Source organism: Thauera sp. (assembly GCF_047601425.1).
Classification (GTDB): domain Bacteria; phylum Pseudomonadota; class Gammaproteobacteria; order Burkholderiales; family Rhodocyclaceae; genus Thauera.
On record NZ_JASGJL010000001.1, the window covers coordinates 2,051,863 to 2,069,407 of the forward strand.

The 17,545-nt window shown below is 67.2% G+C and carries 10 protein-coding genes; 7 read left to right on the plus strand and 3 right to left on the minus strand.

The annotated features are described in order from the left end of the window. The first annotated feature begins 71 nt into the window (after positions 1 to 71). Positions 72 to 1,016 carry a hypothetical protein gene (locus tag QM748_RS10110; RefSeq protein WP_415246855.1) on the plus strand — a complete coding sequence of 315 codons (945 nt, stop codon included), beginning with the start codon at positions 72 to 74 and terminating at the stop codon, positions 1,014 to 1,016. Between the two features lie 12 nt (positions 1,017 to 1,028). Here QM748_RS10110 and mnmA read toward each other — a convergent pair whose 3' ends face one another. From mnmA to QM748_RS10125, 3 genes are read right to left on the minus strand one after another with little or no spacing between them, the layout of a single operon-like run. Next, positions 1,029 to 2,126, minus strand: coding sequence for a tRNA 2-thiouridine(34) synthase MnmA (gene mnmA, locus QM748_RS10115; RefSeq protein WP_415248048.1), 1,098 nt, complete (start codon positions 2,124 to 2,126; stop codon positions 1,029 to 1,031). A gap of 16 nt (positions 2,127 to 2,142) precedes the next feature. Continuing rightward, positions 2,143 to 2,805 carry a hypothetical protein gene (locus tag QM748_RS10120; protein ID WP_415246856.1) on the minus strand — a complete coding sequence of 221 codons (663 nt, stop codon included), beginning with the start codon at positions 2,803 to 2,805 and terminating at the stop codon, positions 2,143 to 2,145. Between the two features lie 8 nt (positions 2,806 to 2,813). After that, positions 2,814 to 3,266, minus strand: coding sequence for an NUDIX hydrolase (locus QM748_RS10125; RefSeq protein WP_415246857.1), 453 nt, complete (start codon positions 3,264 to 3,266; stop codon positions 2,814 to 2,816). A gap of 180 nt (positions 3,267 to 3,446) precedes the next feature. Here QM748_RS10125 and QM748_RS10130 point away from each other — a divergent pair, with 180 nt between their 5' ends. The 6 genes from QM748_RS10130 to QM748_RS10155 all read left to right on the plus strand — a co-directional run bounded on the left by QM748_RS10130 (position 3,447) and on the right by QM748_RS10155 (position 17,520). Next, complete coding sequence (locus tag QM748_RS10130) at positions 3,447 to 4,367, plus strand: branched-chain amino acid transaminase (RefSeq protein ID WP_415246858.1); 921 nt, start codon at positions 3,447 to 3,449, stop codon at positions 4,365 to 4,367. 23 nt (positions 4,368 to 4,390) lie between these two features. After that, complete coding sequence (locus QM748_RS10135) at positions 4,391 to 4,591, plus strand: zinc-finger domain-containing protein (RefSeq protein WP_415246859.1); 201 nt, start codon at positions 4,391 to 4,393, stop codon at positions 4,589 to 4,591. A 203-nt stretch (positions 4,592 to 4,794) separates the two neighbouring features. Then, a complete protein-coding gene (locus tag QM748_RS10140; RefSeq protein WP_415246860.1) occupies positions 4,795 to 6,192 on the plus strand; it encodes a phosphomannomutase/phosphoglucomutase in 1,398 nt (465 codons plus the stop codon). 211 nt (positions 6,193 to 6,403) lie between these two features. Further along, positions 6,404 to 8,080 (plus strand): ShlB/FhaC/HecB family hemolysin secretion/activation protein, encoded by a 1,677-nt coding sequence (locus tag QM748_RS10145; RefSeq protein ID WP_415246861.1) that lies wholly within the window; start codon positions 6,404 to 6,406, stop codon positions 8,078 to 8,080. A 47-nt stretch (positions 8,081 to 8,127) separates the two neighbouring features. Beyond that, positions 8,128 to 17,085, plus strand: coding sequence for a hemagglutinin repeat-containing protein (locus QM748_RS10150; protein ID WP_415246862.1), 8,958 nt, complete (start codon positions 8,128 to 8,130; stop codon positions 17,083 to 17,085). Between the two features lie 3 nt (positions 17,086 to 17,088). Beyond that, positions 17,089 to 17,520, plus strand: coding sequence for a hypothetical protein (locus QM748_RS10155; protein ID WP_415246863.1), 432 nt, complete (start codon positions 17,089 to 17,091; stop codon positions 17,518 to 17,520). Positions 17,521 to 17,545: the final 25 nt, after the last annotated feature.

Here is a 17,545-nt window from a genome sequence, read left to right on the forward strand (position 1 = left end):
ATCGCTGTCCCGGCCGGAACAGCTGGCGCCAACCCATCCGGCGCCCCCAATCGCAAGCCATGAAGGTCGGAATGGCCATGAACGCTCCTACCGAAAACGGCACCATCGCTCTCGTCGATGGTGTCCGCCGCATTTTCTGTGACGGCTACTGGATCAAGGTTTACGACCCGCCCGCCAATTCGCTCAAGGCCAAGAAACAGCTCATCCAGGCACTGACGCGCAGGCTGTTCAACCACGTCGAGCACGGCATCAACATCCCCGGCAAGCGCCTGGACGATGCCCGCAAGGCCTACGAGGCCGAGCAGGACCCTGCCCGCAAGCGGGTCAAGGGCGCGATGCTCGCCGGTGCGCTGTTCAACCGCGCCACCGACATCTTCACCAAGCTGGTCGAGCTGCAGGAACTGGGCATCGAGATCGAGACCGACAACGCACTGATGCGCGAATGCGGCTTCTGCCTGCAGGAAGCGCTGAGCCTGGGCAAGCTGGTGCTGCACCGCAGCGGCGAGGAAGGCATCGACGAACTGTGGGGCGAGCCTTTCCGCGCCTTCTCGATCCCGGTCGAGGCCTTCTACGACAGCCGCATCATCAAGATCGCGCAGACGCTGCGCGACATCGACCGCCTGGCCGAGACGCTGAGCGCCACCCTTTCTGCCACGCCGCTGTACGAGGGTATCCAGCCCGCCATCGCCCGCTTCGCCGAAGCAGCCAAGATCAAGTGCGAGACGCTGCGTACCGACCCCGACATCTTCGACGTGTGGTCGGATTTCGTCGTCGCCTCGGAAGAACTCGCCGCCTTCGCGCCGCGGCTGTCTCACGGCGTCAGCGCCGCCGAACGGCAGCTGGCCACCGACGGCCACGGCCTGCTGCTGCAGGGCCGCGACCTCGTCACCTACATCACCCGCGCGCGCGTGCCGATGCCCAAGAGCACGCGCGAGTTCATCGAACGCTGCGAAGCCTTCGCCGCCAGGGCGCACCAGCAGGGCCAGCCGCGGCTGGCCGGGTCGATGCCCTGTTGAGCACGGCCGGCCTCAGACGATGATGCCGCCGCCGAGGCAGACCTTGGACTCGTAGACCACCACGCTCTGCCCCGGCGTCAGCGCCCACTGCGGCTGGGCGAAGGCGATCTCGGCGCGCCCGTCGGCAATGCGGTCAATCTCGCACGGCATGTCGGGCGTGCGGTAGCGCGGCTTGGCGGTGTACACCCAGTTGGTGTGCGGGTCGCGGCCGGCGATCCAGTTGAGGTCGGCCGCCGCCAGGCGGTCGCGCAGCAGCGCGGGATGGTCGTGCCCCTGCACCACGTACAGCACGTTGGCCTTCACGTCCTTCTTCGCCACGTACCAGGCATCGTGCTCGCCGGCCTCGTCCTGGTTGCCCTTGATGCCGCCGATGTGCAGGCCCTTGCGCTGGCCGATGGTGTGGTACATCAGGCCCTGGTGCTCGCCCAGCACGCGCTCGTCGTCGAGCGCGCGGATCTCGCCCGGTTGCGTCGGCAGGTAGCGCATCAGGAACTCGCGGAACGGCCGCTCGCCGATGAAGCAGATCCCGGTCGAATCCTTCTTTGCCGCGACGTGCAGGCCCGCCTGCTCGGCGATGCGGCGCACCTCGCGCTTGTACAGGGTGCCGAGCGGGAACAGGGTCTTCGCCAGCTGCTGCTGGTTCAGGCGGTAGAGGAAATAACTCTGGTCCTTGGTGCCGTCCTCGGCCTTCATCAACTGGAATTCGCTGCGGCCGTCGCTGCTCCATTCGCGCACCTGGGCGTAATGGCCGGTGGCGATGCGCTCGGCACCGAGCTGCATGGCGTGGTCGAGGAAACAGCGGAACTTGATCTCGGAGTTGCACAGCACGTCCGGGTTCGGCGTGCGCCCGGCCTCGTACTCGCGCAGGAAGTCGGCGAACACCCGGTCCTTGTATTCGGCGCTGAAGTTGACGACTTCGAGGTCGATGCCGATCACATCGCAGACCGAGGCCACATCGACCAGGTCCTGCCGCGTCGAACAGTATTCGGAATCGTCGTCGTCCTCCCAGTTCTTCATGAACAGGCCGGTCACGTCATAGCCCTGCTGCTTCAGCAGCAGCGCCGTCACCGACGAATCCACGCCGCCGGACATGCCGACGACCACCTTCATGCCGTTTCCATCCTGCTTACTGGACATTCGGTCCACCTCCATTGAGCCATTCGGCGAGCGGCAGCACGATTGCCGCCTCGCCATTGTCGACGAACCAGCTGTCGACCGCATAACGTTCGCCCGGCGCGGGCGCTTCGGCACCGTCCGGGCCTTCGATGATCAGACCGTCTTCCGTGCAACTGCAGCGCGCCAGCGCCGAACCCGGCGGCAATCGCTCGATGGACTCGGCCAGCGTCAGTTCCTCGATCACCGCGCTGAAGTGCTGGAAGATCAGCCAGCTGCGCCGCCCGGGTTCGAGCACCCGGTGAAAGCGCAGCACGCCGCGCGACTCCAGCAGCTTCAGCAGGCGGGTGGTCGAGGTCGAATGGTCGATGCAGTCCATGCGGCCTTCCACGCCATCGTCCAACAGATTGCCGCCACGGTCCGCCCCCACCGGCAACTGCCGGCCAGCCACGCGGTACAGCCGGCCCACCGCCTCGCCGAGCAGGGCGCGCTCCTCCGCCGGCGTCCGCGCCTTGCCCAGCCACTCGGCCAGGTTCGCCAGTTCCGCCGCGTCATAGCGCGCCACACCCTCGTATGTACAACCGTAGCCATGGCAGATGCCGACTTCCGCAGCCGGCTCCATGGCCTGCGCCAGCCCCGCAACAGCCAGCAGAATCGCCAGGCAGATGCCGTACATCCGCCGGATCAGTAGTGCCGCACCAGCGACAGCGGATGCCGCTGCCCCGCCAGCCAGTCCTCGATGCACTGCAGGATCAGCGGGCTGCGGTGACGCTCTGCGGTGGCACGCACCTCGTCGATGGTCATCCATACCGCACGCACGATGCCGTCGTCGAGCCGGCGGCCGATCTCCTCGCCTTCCACCCGGCCGCCATAGGCAAAGCGCAGGTAGGTGACGTCGCCCTGCGGCCGCGTCCATTGGTAGATGCCGACCAGGTACTCGGGCACGAAACGATGCGCGGTTTCCTCCAGCGCCTCGCGCGCCACCGCCTCCAGCAGCGATTCGTCGCGCTCAAGATGCCCCGCGGGCTGGTTGAAACGCAGGCCGCCGGGCGTGTGCTCCTCGACCAGCAGGAAGCGGCCGTCCCGCTCGATGACGGCAGCGACGGTGACATTGGGTTTCCACTCGCGATCGATCAAGGTCCACTCCGGAAAAGACAGCCCGGCATTCTAGCGCGCCTGTGCCTTTTCCCACGGAAGCAAGGCTTCCGGCGATGCGACAGGACGTTCGCAGCCCCTGCCTTTGCGCTAGAATTCGCAGGTTCCGCCCGCCGGACGCGGGCTGCCGAATTCAACTTTCCTGAGGTGGAGAACCCAATCATGTCCATGGCTGATCGCGACGGTTTCATCTGGCAAGACGGCAAGCTCGTTCCGTGGCGCGAAGCGACCACGCACGTGCTGACCCATTCCCTGCACTATGGTCTGGCCGTCTTCGAAGGTGTCCGTGCATACAACGCCGCCAAGGGCACCGCCATCTTCCGCCTCGCCGAGCACACCCAGCGCCTGATCAACTCGGCCAAGATCTACATGATGGACATCCCCTACTCCAAGGATGAACTCATGGAAGCGCAGAAGGAGGTCGTGCGCGCCAACAAGCTCGAATCCTGCTACCTGCGCCCGCTGGCCTTCTACGGCTCGGAGAAGATGGGCATCTCGACCCGTGGCGCCACCGTGCACGTCGCCATCGCCGCCTGGCCGTGGGGCGCCTACCTGGGCGAGGACGGCCTGGAAAAGGGCATCCGCGTCAAGACCTCGTCCTACACCCGCCACCACGTCAACTCGACGATGCCGCGCGCCAAGCTCGCCGGCACCTACCCCAACTCCATCCTCGCCAACCTCGAAGTCACCAAGATGGGCTACGACGAGGCGCTGCTGCTCGACAACCAGGGCTTCGTCGCCGAAGGCGCGGGCGAGAACCTGTTCATCGTCAAGGACGGCAAGATCTACGAACCCGAGATCGCCTCAGCGCTGACCGGCATCACCCGTGACTCGATCATCACCGTGGCGCGCGAACTCGGCTACGAGTTCAGCTCCAAGCGCCTGACCCGCGACGACGTCTACCTCGCCGACGAAGCCTTCTTCACCGGCACCGCGGCCGAAGTCACGCCGATCCGCGAACTCGACGACCGCATCATCGGCGAAGGCAAGCGCGGCCCGGTCACCACCAGGCTGCAGGCCCGCTTCTTCGACATCGTCAATGGCCGTGCGCCGGAATACGAGCACTGGCTCGCCTACGTCTGATCTCCACGCAAGAGGACTTTTCCATGGTCGAGAACACCGACAAGACCCAGGCCGTCGCCATCACCGCCAAGGACCTGCCGCTGCACTGCCCGCCGCCGGGCGCGCCGCTGTGGGCCCGCCACCCGCGCGTCTTCCTCGACGTGCTCAAGACCGGCGAGGCCGTGTGCCCCTACTGTAGCGCGCACTACGTCTTCACCGGCGAGCATCCCAAGGGACACCACTGAGCACAGCCTGCGCGGTTCCGGCCGCGCAGTATCGTCTATGCCAAGGGGGCCGATACCGCCAGGTATCCGGCCCCTCTGTTCTTCTGCGGCCGTGCAGCAATTTTGCACGCACCCGGAAACAACCTGCCTCAATCCCGCCGCCTGACCGGCAAGCCCACCCGGCATACAATGCCGGCTTTCGTCCAATCCACGCAGCCCCATCCATGACCTCGAACCGCCACGCCCTGCCCGCCCCCGAAATCTTCAAGGCCTATGACATCCGCGGCATCGTCGACACCGTGCTGACGCCGGACGCGGTACGCGCCATCGGCCATGCCCTCGGCTCCGAAGCCGTCGCCCGCGGCCAGCAGGCCATCGCCGTCGGCCGCGACGGCCGCCTGTCCGGCCCGGCGCTGGCCGGCGCCCTGGCCGACGGCATCCGCGCCGCCGGCGTGGACGTCATCGACATCGGCTGCGTGCCTACCCCGCTAACCTACTTCGCCGCCCACCACCTCGGCTGCGATTCCTGCGTCTCGGTCACCGGCAGCCACAACCCGCCCGACTACAACGGCCTGAAGATGGTGCTCGGCGGCCAGACCCTGTACGGCGACATGATCCAGGCCCTGCGCACCCGCATCGCCGACGACGACCTCGTCCGCGCCGCCGCGCCCGGCGCACTGCGCACCGCGGACGTGACCGAAGCCTATGTCGAACGCATCGTCGGCGACGTGAAGCTGGCGCGGCCGATGAAGATCGTCATCGACTGCGGCAACGGCGTCGCCGGCAACACCGCCCCGGCGCTGTTCCGCCGCCTCGGTTGCGAACTGGTCGAGCTGTTCTGCGAAGTCGACGGCAGCTTCCCCAACCACCACCCCGACCCGTCCAAGCCGGAAAACCTGCAGGACGTGATCCGCGCCCTGCGCGACACCGACGCCGAACTGGGCCTGGCCTTCGACGGCGACGGCGACCGCCTCGGCGTCGTGACCAAGGACGGCGAGATCATCTACCCCGACCGCCAGTTGATGCTGTTCGCCGAGGACGTGCTGAGCCGCGTGCCCGGCGGCGAGATCATCTTCGACGTCAAATGCACCCGCAAGCTCGCCCCCTGGATCCGCGAGCGCGGCGGCAAGCCGACGATGTGGAACACCGGCCACGCGCTGGTGAAGGCCAAGCTCAAGGAAACCGGCGCCCCGCTGGCCGGCGAGATGAGCGGCCACATGTTCTTCAAGGAACGCTGGTTCGGCTTCGACGACGGCCTCTACTCGGGCGCCCGCCTGCTCGAGATCCTGTCCGCCCGCGCCGACGCCAATGCCGCGCTGAAGGCGCTGCCGGACTCGATCAGCACACCCGAGCTGAACCTGAAGATGAAGGAAGGCGAGCCCTTCGAACTGGTCAAGCGGCTGAAGGAAACCGCCCGCTTCGACGGCGCGCAAGAAGTCATCACCCTCGACGGTGTGCGCGTCGAATACGCCGACGGCTTCGGCCTGGCGCGGCCGTCCAACACCACGCCGGTGGTCGTGCTGCGCTTCGAGGCCGACAGCGCCGAAGCGCTGGCGCGCATCCAGGCTGACTTCCGCCGCGCCATCGAAGGCGTGTGGCCGGAGCTGGCACTGCCGTTCTGACACCCACCCTCTCCAGCGGCAAGCCACTTCCACCGCCCCGCACCGGTTCCATCCGGTGCGGGGCTTTTTCATAGCCCAACCGAGCCGGCAGCACAACATTGCGACAAGCCCCATCAAATTCCGGTTGCATGTTTAATGAACTGAAAATAACATCGTCATAAATCCATATGGAATATATGCGATGTCGCGCGCCACACGGACTGCTGCTTCCTTGCTGATAGCCGCTACGGCGGGCGTCGCAACAGCCCAATCCGGTTTTTCCGATGCCTTGATTGCCGAAGAGCTGCAACGCCAGCAGGCACGTGAACGCGCCCTGCGCGAACGGCTGCAAATCGCGCCCGACGTCAGGCTGCAGGCACCGGCCGCCGCCAGGCCAGGCCGCTTCCCCGACGCCGAAACACCCTGTTTCAGCCTCCGCGAGGTCGTGCTGCAAAGCGCGGCGCCCGGCTTCGACTGGGCGCTCGCGGCGGCAGACCCCGACGGTGCCCTGGCCGGCGGCCGCTGCCTGGGCAGCGCCGGCATCGGCCTGATCATGGAGCGCGTGCAGAACGCGATCATCGCCCGCGGCTACGTCACCACCCGCGTACTGGCCGAAGCCCAGGATCTGCGCAGCGGCGTGCTGAAACTGACGGTCGTGCCCGGCCGCATCCGCGGCATCCGCTTCACGCCCGACAGCGACGCCCGCGCCGGCGCCTGGAACGCGATGCCGGCCAAGCCCGGCGACATCCTCAATCTGCGCGACATCGAGCAGGCGCTGGAGAACTTCAAGCGCCTGCCCACGGCGGACGCCGACATCCAGATCGTGCCCGGCGAAGCCCCCGGCGAGAGCGACCTGCTCGTCACCTGGCGGCAAACCTTCCCTTTCCGCTTCACACTCAATCTCAATGACGGCGGTTCGAGGAGCACCGGCCGGCACATCGCCTCGGCCACCGTGGCGGGCGACCATCTGCTCGCCTCCAACGACCTCTTCTACCTCAACCTCACCCGCGACGTCGGCGGCAAGTACGGCAAGGAGCCGGGCAAGCGCGGCACCCGCGGGCATGCCGCGCACTACTCGATCCCCTATGGATACTGGCTGCTCGGCCTGAGCACGAGCAGGAACCGCTATCACCAGACCGTCGCCGGCGCCAGCCAGGACTACCGCTACAGCGGCACCAGCGACAACCACGAAATCCGCCTGACCCGCCTGGTGCATCGCAACAGCCACAGCAAGACCAGCATCCACCTGCGCGGCTACCTGAGCGAGTCGGCCAACTACATCGACGACACCGAAATCGACGTCCAGCGCCGGCGCATGGCCGGCTGGGAAATCGGCCTCCAGCAGCGCAGCTTCATCGGCGCGGCGGTCGCCGACCTCGAACTGACCTGGCGACGCGGCACCGGCGCCTTCGGCGCGATCCCTGCCGCCGAGGAAGCTTTCGGCGAAGGCACCCACAAGCCGCGCATCCTCGGCGCCAACGCCAGCCTCGAACTGCCCTTCCGCGTATTTGGCGAGGACTTCCGCTACCTCGGCAGCTGGCGCGCGCAGTGGAACCGCACGCCGCTGGTGCCGCAGGACCGCTTCTCGATCGGCGGGCGCTACACCGTGCGCGGCTTCGACGGCGAATCGGTGCTGATGGCCGAACGCGGCTGGCTGCTGCGCAACGAACTCGGCTGGCGCATCGGCGCCCTCAACGCGGAACTCTATGCCGGCATGGACCACGGCGAAGTCGGCGGCCCCAGCGCCAGACTGCTGGTCGGCCGCCGGCTCACCGGCGCCGTCGCCGGCCTGCGCGGCAGCTGGAAACAGCTCAGCTGGGACGTCTTCGCCGGCACCCCGATTGCCAAACCGGACGGCTTCCACACCCCGCACCGCAGCGGCGGCTTCAACCTCACCCTCAGTTTCTGACCCGGCACCGGCCCCTGCCAGACACCGTACCCGCAAGGAAGATCGCCATGAATTCGCGCCGCTACCGCCTCGTCTTCAACCGTCTGCGCGGCATGTTCATGGCCGTCGCCGAAACCGCGATCGCCCAGGGCCGCACAGGCCGCGGCAGCGCCGGCGCAACCCCGCCGGCGCCGGCCAGCCTTGTCCTCGTCCGCCTGCGCCCGGCCGCCTTCGCCCTGCTGCTGGCGTTGGGCGGCATTCCGCTGGGCGGCATCCCGCTGGCCCAGGCCCAGATCGTCGCCTACAAGCCCGCCCCCGGCGGCCAGCAGCCCACCGTGCTCAATGCCACCAATGGCGTGCCGGTCGTCAATATCCAGACGCCCAGCGCCGCCGGCGTCTCGCGCAACAGCTATGCGCAATTCGACGTCCAGGCCCAGGGGGCCATCCTCAACAACAGCCGCGGCAACGTCCAGAGCCAGCTCGGCGGCTGGCTCCAGGGCAATCCCTGGCTGGCCGCCGGCGATGCGCGCGTGATCCTCAACGAAGTCATTTCGGCCAGCCCCAGCCAGTTGCTCGGCTACGTCGAAGTCGCCGGCAGGCCGGCCCAGGTCGTCATCGCCAACCCGGCCGGCCTCACCTGCGACGGCTGCGGCTTCATCAACGCAAGCCGTGCCACCCTCACCACCGGCACGCCGATCCTCAACGGCGGCCAGCTGGACGGCTACCGGGTCGAAGGCGGCAGCGTGCGCATCACCGGCGCGGGCCTCGACAGCAGCGGCGCCGGCTACACCGACATCATCGCCCGCGCGGTCGAAGCCAATGCCGGGCTGTGGGCGCAGTCGCTCAAGATCACGGCCGGCGCCAATGTCGTCGATGCCGGCCACGGCCAGGCCGCGCCCATCGCCGGCAGCGGCGAAGCCCCGCGCTTCGCCATCGACGTGGCGCAGCTGGGCGGCATGTACGCTGGCAAGATCCACCTGGTCGGCACCGAGGCTGGCGTCGGCGTACGCAATGCCGGCACACTGGCCGCCACGGCCGGCGAAGTGCTGATCACGACCGACGGCCAACTGATCAACCGCGGCAGCGTCCTGACCGGCGAAGCATCGCTCGGCATCCAGGCACGCGGCGTGGACAATGCCGGCACGCTCGCCGCTGGCGAACGCCTTGCACTGGCAAGCCACGGCGACCTGATCAACCGCGGCCTGCTGCAGGCGGGCGAAGAACTCCAGGCCGAGGTTGCAGGCACGCTGGGCAACGAGGGCGGCACCCTCGACGCGCAGCGCCTGGACGTCCGGGCCGATACGCTCGACAACACCGGCGGCGTCCTGCGCCAGAGCGGCCGGCAGGCCCTGCTCGTCGAAGCGGCCCGGATCGACAATCGCGCCGGCGGGCATATCGGCCATATCGCCGCCGCCAGGACGAGCAGCGGCGCGGGCAGCAGCACGGATGCAGAAAACGGCAGCAGCGCCGACAACAGCACTGCCGACACCCTCGAACTGCCGGCCGGCAGCGACACGGCCGCAGTGCGCGTCGGCACCGCCGCGCCGCGCACGCTGGCCGACGGCCGCATCGCCGTGCGCAACCAGCTCATCAACGCCGGCACGCTGAGCGCCAGCGGCGCCGTCGCCCTGGCCGCCACGCAGAGCCTGGACAATGCCGGCACGCTCAACCTCGACCGGCTCGACGCCAGCGGCGAATCCCTGCGCAACCAAGGCACGATCGATGTCGCCCGCGCCAGCATCGGCACCTCGACCTTCGACAACCGCGGCGGACGCCTGGCGCAGAACGGCGCCGCGCCCGGCAGCATCACCGTGGCGGGCCGGCTGGACAACCGCGGCGGCCTGCTGGCCAGCGCCGCCTCGCTCGAGCTCTCGGCCGGCGAAATCGACAACCGCGGCGGCGGCCGGATCACCGCCGACGGCGATCTGGCGCTGGACACCACCCGCGGCGCACTCGACAACGATGGCGGCTCCATCAGCGCCCGGCGCCGCCTGAGCGCCGAGGTGGCCGGCCCTCTCGGCAACGAGCGCGGCCGGATCGTCGCCGGCACCGAGCTCGCCCTCGTCGCTGCCGGCGCAATCGACAACACCAGCGGCACCCTCGGCGCCGTCGCCGGCCGCGCCGGCATTTCCGCCGGCGGCACAGCCAGCAACACCGCCGGACGCATCGAAGCCGCCACCGACCTCGTCCTCTCCAGCCACGGCCTGGACAACAGCCAGGGCACGATCATCGCCCGCAGCGTCAGCCTCGACAGCCGCAGCCAGGCACTGGACAACGCAGCGGGCCGGGTCATCGCCGACACGGCCCTGTCCATCGACAGCGGCCGCCTGGACAACACCGCCGGCCTGATCCAGGCCGGCGCCGCGCTCGGCATCGACACCCACGGCCAGGCGCTGCTCAACCACGGCACCGCCGACAGCGGCGGCGGCATCCTGGCCCGGAACGCTCTCACGCTGGCCACGGGCACGATGGACAACACGCACGGCTTCATCCGCGCCGGCGGCACGCTCGACGTCGCCAGCCACGACATCACCAACCAGAACGGCAACATCCAGAGCGCCGGGAATCTCGACGTCCGTACCGTCGGCGTGATCGACAACCTGGGCGGCAGCTTCGTCGCCGACGGCGCACTCTCGCTGCGGGCGGGGCGCATTTCGGGCGACGGCCGGCTGCGCTCGAACGGCGACCTGAGCTTCGAGCTCGATGCCGACCTCGACAACACCGGCGAGATCGTCACCGCCGGCGACATCCGCATGCGCACCGCCGGCGCGCTGACCAACAGCGGTACGCTGCGGGCCGGCGACGAACTGGTGCTGAACGCCGCCTCGCTCACCAACACCGCCAGCGGCACCCTGGCAGGCGGCACGGTCGACATCAGCGTCAGCGGCAGCCTGAGCAACCGCGGCCTGATCGACGGCGGCGAAACCCGCATCCAGGCCGGCACGCTCGACAACCTGGGCAGCGGACGCATCTACGGCGACCACCTGGCGATTGCCGCCGGCACGCTGAACAATCTCGCCGAAGGCAGCAGCGCGCCGGTCATCGCCGCGCGCGAACGCCTGGACCTGGGCGTCGGCACGCTGCTGAACCAGGACGAGGCGCTGATCTTCTCCGCCGGCGACCTCGCCATCGGCGGCCGCCTCGACGCCCACGGCCACGCCAGCGGCAGCGCGGACCGCATCGACAACGTCAGCGCCACCATCGAAGCCCAGCACGACCTTGCCATCGAAACCACGCACCTCGTCAACCGCAAGCGCGCCTTCGCCTTCGAACGCAGGCCCAGCGAAGGGACACTGAGCCCGGCCGAACTGCTCGAACACATCCCCGAACTGGCATTCCGCTGGCCGGTCCCGGAATCACGCATCCTCACCTGGCGCAACTACATACGCGACCGCTACATCAACGTCGTTGCCAAGCTGCTGGGTGCCGGGCCGGACCAGGCGCTGGTCGACGCCTTCACCTTCACGGAAGAGCCCGGGGAGAGCATGCCCATCTTCCGGCCCAATTGGCGCACTTACCACGAATTCACCAGCGTCTGGGGAAATCTCATCGGCTACACCGGCCCCGTCGGCGGCGGCCTGCTCACTGATGCCGAGCGCACGCGCCTTGCCGCTGCGGTCGATGCCCAACCGCTGATGTTGACGGCCGATTCCGCCGCAATCTGGCGCGCCATCGTCGATACCCTCACCACCGAATACCCGGAACACCTGGCCCGCATGGTCGCTGCCGTGGGGCCACAAGGCGCAACCCACACCGCTTACCGCACGGTCTGCGTCGATGCCGACGACGACTGCAGCTACGTGGACAACTTCACCACCACCCGGCGCTACCAGCGCGACGCCATCACCGCCGACTCGCCCGCGGCCGTGATACGCGCCGGCGGCGGCATGGCCATCCATGCCGCCGCACTGGACAACCACTACAGCTTCATCCAGTCCGGCGGCGACATGGTGCTCGCCGGCACGGCGCTGACCAACATCGGCGCCGAACTCTACGAACTGACCGACGTCACCTCCATCAAGCAACTCTGGCACTGGAGCGACCGCAACCACGGCTCGACCGCTTCTGCCTACAGCACACAGACCCAGATCGGCAGCGCTCCCGGCATCATCAGCGCCGGCGGCACGCTCAGCGGCAGCTTCACCGACCGTATCGACAACCTCAGCATCCGCCACAACGCCGCCCCGGTCACCGGCCCCACCGGCAGCACGCCCGCAGCCCTCGGCCCGTCCGGCCAAGGCCCCGCCGCCGCGACCGGCACGGACCGCGCCACCACCGCCAGCCGTACTGCCGCGACCGATGCCGCCCATCCCCATCCCGCCGACACCCGGCTGGCGCTGCCCACCAGCCGGCTCTACCACGTCCGGCCCGATGCCGGCGCGCACTACCTGGTCGAGACCGACCCGGCCTTCGCCGACTACCGCCAGTGGCTTTCCTCCGACTACATGCTCGAGGCCCTCGGGCTGGACCCGGCCGCGATCCAGAAGCGCCTGGGCGACGGCTTCTACGAACAGCGCCTGATCACCGAGCAGGTGGCCCAGCTCACCGGCCGCCGCCTGCTGCCCGGCCATGCCGATGACGAAGCGCAGTACCGCGCGCTGATGAACGCCGGCCTCACCTATGCCGACGAATGGCAACTGGTGCCGGGCGTGGCGCTGTCGGCCGAGCAGATGGCCCGGCTCACCAGCGACATCGTCTGGCTGGTCGAGGAAAGCGTCACCCTGGCCGACGGCAGCACGCAGCGCGTGCTGGTGCCGCGCCTGTACGCCAGCGTCCGCCCGGGCGACCTCGAACCGTCCGGCGCCCTGCTCGCCGCCGACACCGTCCGCCTGGACACCGCCGGCGAACTGCTGACCAGCGGCACCATCGCCGGCCGCCAGGCCGTGCTGCTCACCGGCACCGACATCAGCGTCGAGCGCGGCGCGGTCGTCGGCCGCGACGTCGCCGTGCAGGCCAGCCAGGATCTCACCGTGCTCGGCGGACAGATCCGCGCCGAACGCACGCTGCAGGCCGGCGCCGGCCGCGACCTGCGCATCGAAAGCACCACCGTCGACCGCGACTACGCCCCGGAGGAAGGCCGTGCGGCCAATGCCGCCGTGCAGCACACCGCCGTCGAGCGCGTCGCCGGCCTGTACGTCACCGGCGAAGGCGGCACCTTGGTGGCCGCCGCCGGGCGAGACCTCAGCCTGCTGGCCGCGGCCGTGAGCAACGCCGGCGACGGCGGCACCCGCCTCAGCGCCGGGCGCGATCTGGTGCTCGGCACCGTCACCGAAACCAGCCGGGCCTCGACCTCCAGCAAGGGCAATCGCTGGCGCGAGGACAGCAGCACCGAGCGCGGCACCCTCATCGACACCGCCGGCGACCTCGCGCTGGCCGCCGGCCAGGACATCCGCGCCCGCGCCGCCGATCTCAGCGCCGGCGGCGCCCTCACCGCCTCCGCCGGGCGCGACCTCGACATCGACGCCGGCGAAGCCACGCTGTCGACGGAGCGCTGGCGCAAGAGCAGCGGAGGCAGCGCGCTGTCCAGGCGCAGCCGCGAAACCCTCGACACCCTGGACCAGAGCACCGCCGTGGCCAGCACCTTCTCGGGCGACACCGTCACGCTGGCCGCCAGCAACGATCTCGGCGTGCGCGGCAGCAACGTCGTCGCCACCGGCGACCTCGCCCTCGCCGCCGGCCGCGACCTGACGATCGAAGCGGCCACCGAGACCCATGCCGAAACCCATTTCCGCAAGGACAAAAAAAGCGGCCTGTCCAGCTCGGGCGCGAGCATCAGCATCGGCTCGCAGAAGCTGAGCCAGAACACCGACACCGACGCCACCACCGCGCTGGGCAGCACCGTCGGCAGTGTCCAGGGGGACGTGACCCTGCTCGCCGGCAGGCAATACCGCCAGGTCGGCAGCGACGTGCTCGCCCCCGGCGGCGACATCGACATCGCCGCGCAGACCGTCGACATCGTCGAAGCGCGTGAATCCAGCGCCTACCGCTTCGAGCAGAAGGCCAGCCAGTCCGGCCTGACGCTGAGCATCAGCAACCCGGTGGTCACCGCCGTGCAGACCGCCCGGCAGATGAAGCAGGCCGCCAGCGACACCCGCGATACGCGCATGAAGGCGCTCGCCGCCGCCAGCACCGCGCTGGCGGGCATGAACGCCTACGATGCGGTGATGGCCGGCCAGGGCACGACCATCGCCGGCAAGGACGGCCAGATCGCCACCGAATTCAACGACAAGGGCGAGGCCATCGCCGGGCGCGACGCCACCGCCGCCGAGAAGGTGGGCGGCATCAACGTCGCCATCAGCCTGGGCAGTTCCAGCAGCAAGAGTAGTCGCACACAAACCACCCACACCGCCGCAGGCTCCACCGTGCAGGCCGGTGGCGACATCCGCATCAGCGCCACGGGGGCGGGCGAACACAGCGACCTCACGCTGCGCGGTGCGCAAGTCAGCGCAGGCGGCAACGTCACCCTCACGGCCGATGACCAGATCAAGCTGCTCGCCGCCGAGAACCGCGCCGAGCAGCACAGCAGGAACAGGAGCAGCAGCGCCAGCGTCGGCATCGGCTTTGCGCTGGGCGGCAGCCAGAACGGCTTCACGCTCCAACTCGGTGCCAGTCAGGCCCGGGGCGAGGCCGACGGCAGCGACCTCACCTGGAGCCACACCCACATCGAGGCCGGCGACACCCTCACGCTGATCGCCGGCGGCGACACGACAATCAAGGGCGCCCTCGTCCAGGGCGAGCGCGTCGTCGCCGACATCGGCGGCCGCCTCGACATCGAAAGCGTGCAGGACACCCACACCTACGACAGCAAGCAAAAGAGCGCCGGCTTCAGCCTCAGCCTGTGCATTCCGCCCTTCTGCTATGGCGCCACCAGCACCGGCAGCATCAGCATGGCCAGCAGCCGCATCGACAGCGACTACGCCAGCGTCACCACACGCAGCGGCCTCGAGGCCGGCGACAAGGGGTTCGACGTGCGCGTGGGCGGGGACACCACCCTTACCGGCGCGGTCATCGCCAGCACCCAGCAAGCGGTCGACGACAATCTGAACCGCTTCAGCACCGGCGGCAGCCTGACGCTGACCGACCTCGAGAACAAGGCCGACTACGACGCCAGGGGCGCCAGCATCAACATCGGCACCGGTATCAGCACCAACGGCCAACTCACGCCCCAGGGCACCAGCGCAGGCTTCGGCGAGGATTCCGACAGCGCCCACAGCACCACCACCGCCGGCATCAGCAGCATCGCCGGCGACACTGCCGTGCGCACGGGGGACGCCCCCACCGGCATCGCGCCGATCTTCGATGCCGACACGGTGCAGAAAGAAATCGATGCGCAGGTCAAAATAACCCAGACCTTCAACCAATACGCTCCCAAGGCCGCAGCCGACTTCGCCGCAGCCCGGGCCAGCGAACTTCGGAAACAAGGCCAGCACGAAGAAGCCACGCTGTGGGAAGAAGGCGGCGCCTACCGCATCGCCCTGCATGCCGCCATCGGCGGCCTGTCGGGTAACGTGGAAGGCGCCCTGGGCGCAGGCGCGGCTGCCGGCAGCGCCCTGCTGCTCGACGACCTCCAAACCGCCATCCGCCATGCGCTCAAGGAAGCCGGCGCCAGCGACGGCGTGGCCGACCTGGCCGGGCAGTTGATCTCCGGCACCACGGCCGCCGGCATCGGCGCGGTCGTCTCCGGTGGCAGCACCGCGGGTGCGGCCATGGGGATGAGCGTCGATGCGAACAATCGGCAGTTGCATCCGAACCAGATCAAAGCACTTCAGGACAAGGCGAAAGAACTGGACGGCAAGGACGGCCTGACGGCCGAACAGTGGGAACAGCGTCTGACTCAGCAGCTGCTCTACCAGAACGACAGCCAACAGCAGTCTTTCGGTAATGATCTGGAAGCGGAAAGCATCTTGCAGCAGATTGCGAACACAACCGGTATCGACATGGATGCCAGAAGCACTGCAGCGTATTGGAACCATGCAATGAATAGCGAATTCCTCGGCCAACTCGCCAGCAGCTACGCATTGGCAGGGACGCCGGGAGACATGAACATCGATTCGGTCATCCGTGTGATGAGCCAAGCAGCACATGATCCAAACATGGTCAGACAGAACCCTCAGCAGCGTAAAACTCTGTTCGACGCGATGCTCGGTATTGCCTTGTCTCTGCCTCCAGAGTCAATCACCAGTTCGATGACTGAAGACAGCAATCAGTCACAAATCTTTACTGCACTGAACCGGCTCGGGAACAGCTTGCTCGGAACGGGCATGCTCACAGCACAGGAGGAAGAGTCCGTCCGCCAGCGCCAGATGCAGGCGCTGGTAATGGGGTATGGGCATGCCATTGCCGCTGCGGGCTTGGGAACACGCAATCTCTTGGGTGGCAAGGCGAATGCGTCAGCTCAGGAGATCATCGCAGCAGAACGGATCAGTCAGCTTGCTCAGGAGGCAAAGACGGCAAATGCAAAACTTACCAAGCTGAGCGATGAAGTAGGCGACGGACCTTATGCCGTGCCAAAACATACCGGCCCGGATTCGTTCCAGACGCATGGACTGAAGCCAGCGCAAGTACCGCTAAGTATTCGCAACCAATTGACGAAGGATTTGGAAGAAATCTTCGGCCAAGGCGCTCTTGGCAAAGTGCAAGAGGTCATCAGTTCTGGCAAATCGATTCCAGTGCCGATGGCCGCAGCCTCAGAAACCAAGCTATACCGGATTCAGATGGATGGCTATGAATTCAATCATAAATCTGTTTACTACATGGATGCCGCACAACTACAGCGAGTACAAAGCAACCCACAATTGTTGCAAGACATGCTGGGCTTACCCCCGGGCTCGAAAGGGGTGTCATACACCGTCTTTGAGCGACAACCGTTACCGGGACAAACACCTACGGTTTACCAATCAAATGTCGCAACAGTCAGCATTGATGCAGGTAAAATTTCAGTTGGCTCAGGAATTCAAACCATTCTCCCTAATGGCAATCTGTGGTCGAAGCCCCTACCGATTGCCACGATAAAAATCGGGAAGTAGACCATGGCACAATATGTCATACAGAAAGAGGAATTAGCGCAAGCAGCATTGAAACTCAGAGAAGTGCTGCATGTCGCCCGCGAAGATTTTTTAAACAGAGGATTCTCAGGAAGTGCAGAATGTGTTGACTACGCACTCAAAAAATTGAATCCGATCTTGGATCTTTGCATCTCTAAGGAGCTAAATGAACCTTTCGATTTCATTGGATATATGGGACGAATCATGGGAGATCATTTGGACTTCCCTAACATTCGGCCTTTTTGGTGGAACCTTTGTACCTTAGGACGAGGGGGACTGACTCCGGAAGAGTTTTGGAATACAGATTTTGTAAACCTCCAATTAATACCAGAACAGTTGCGCCCATCACCAGAATACCAACCCAGCAAGGCAATGCAAGAGAATATCAAGAGAGAACAGAAGTTCAAGGAGAGATAATCAGACCGCCTAAGTCCAGGGCCAG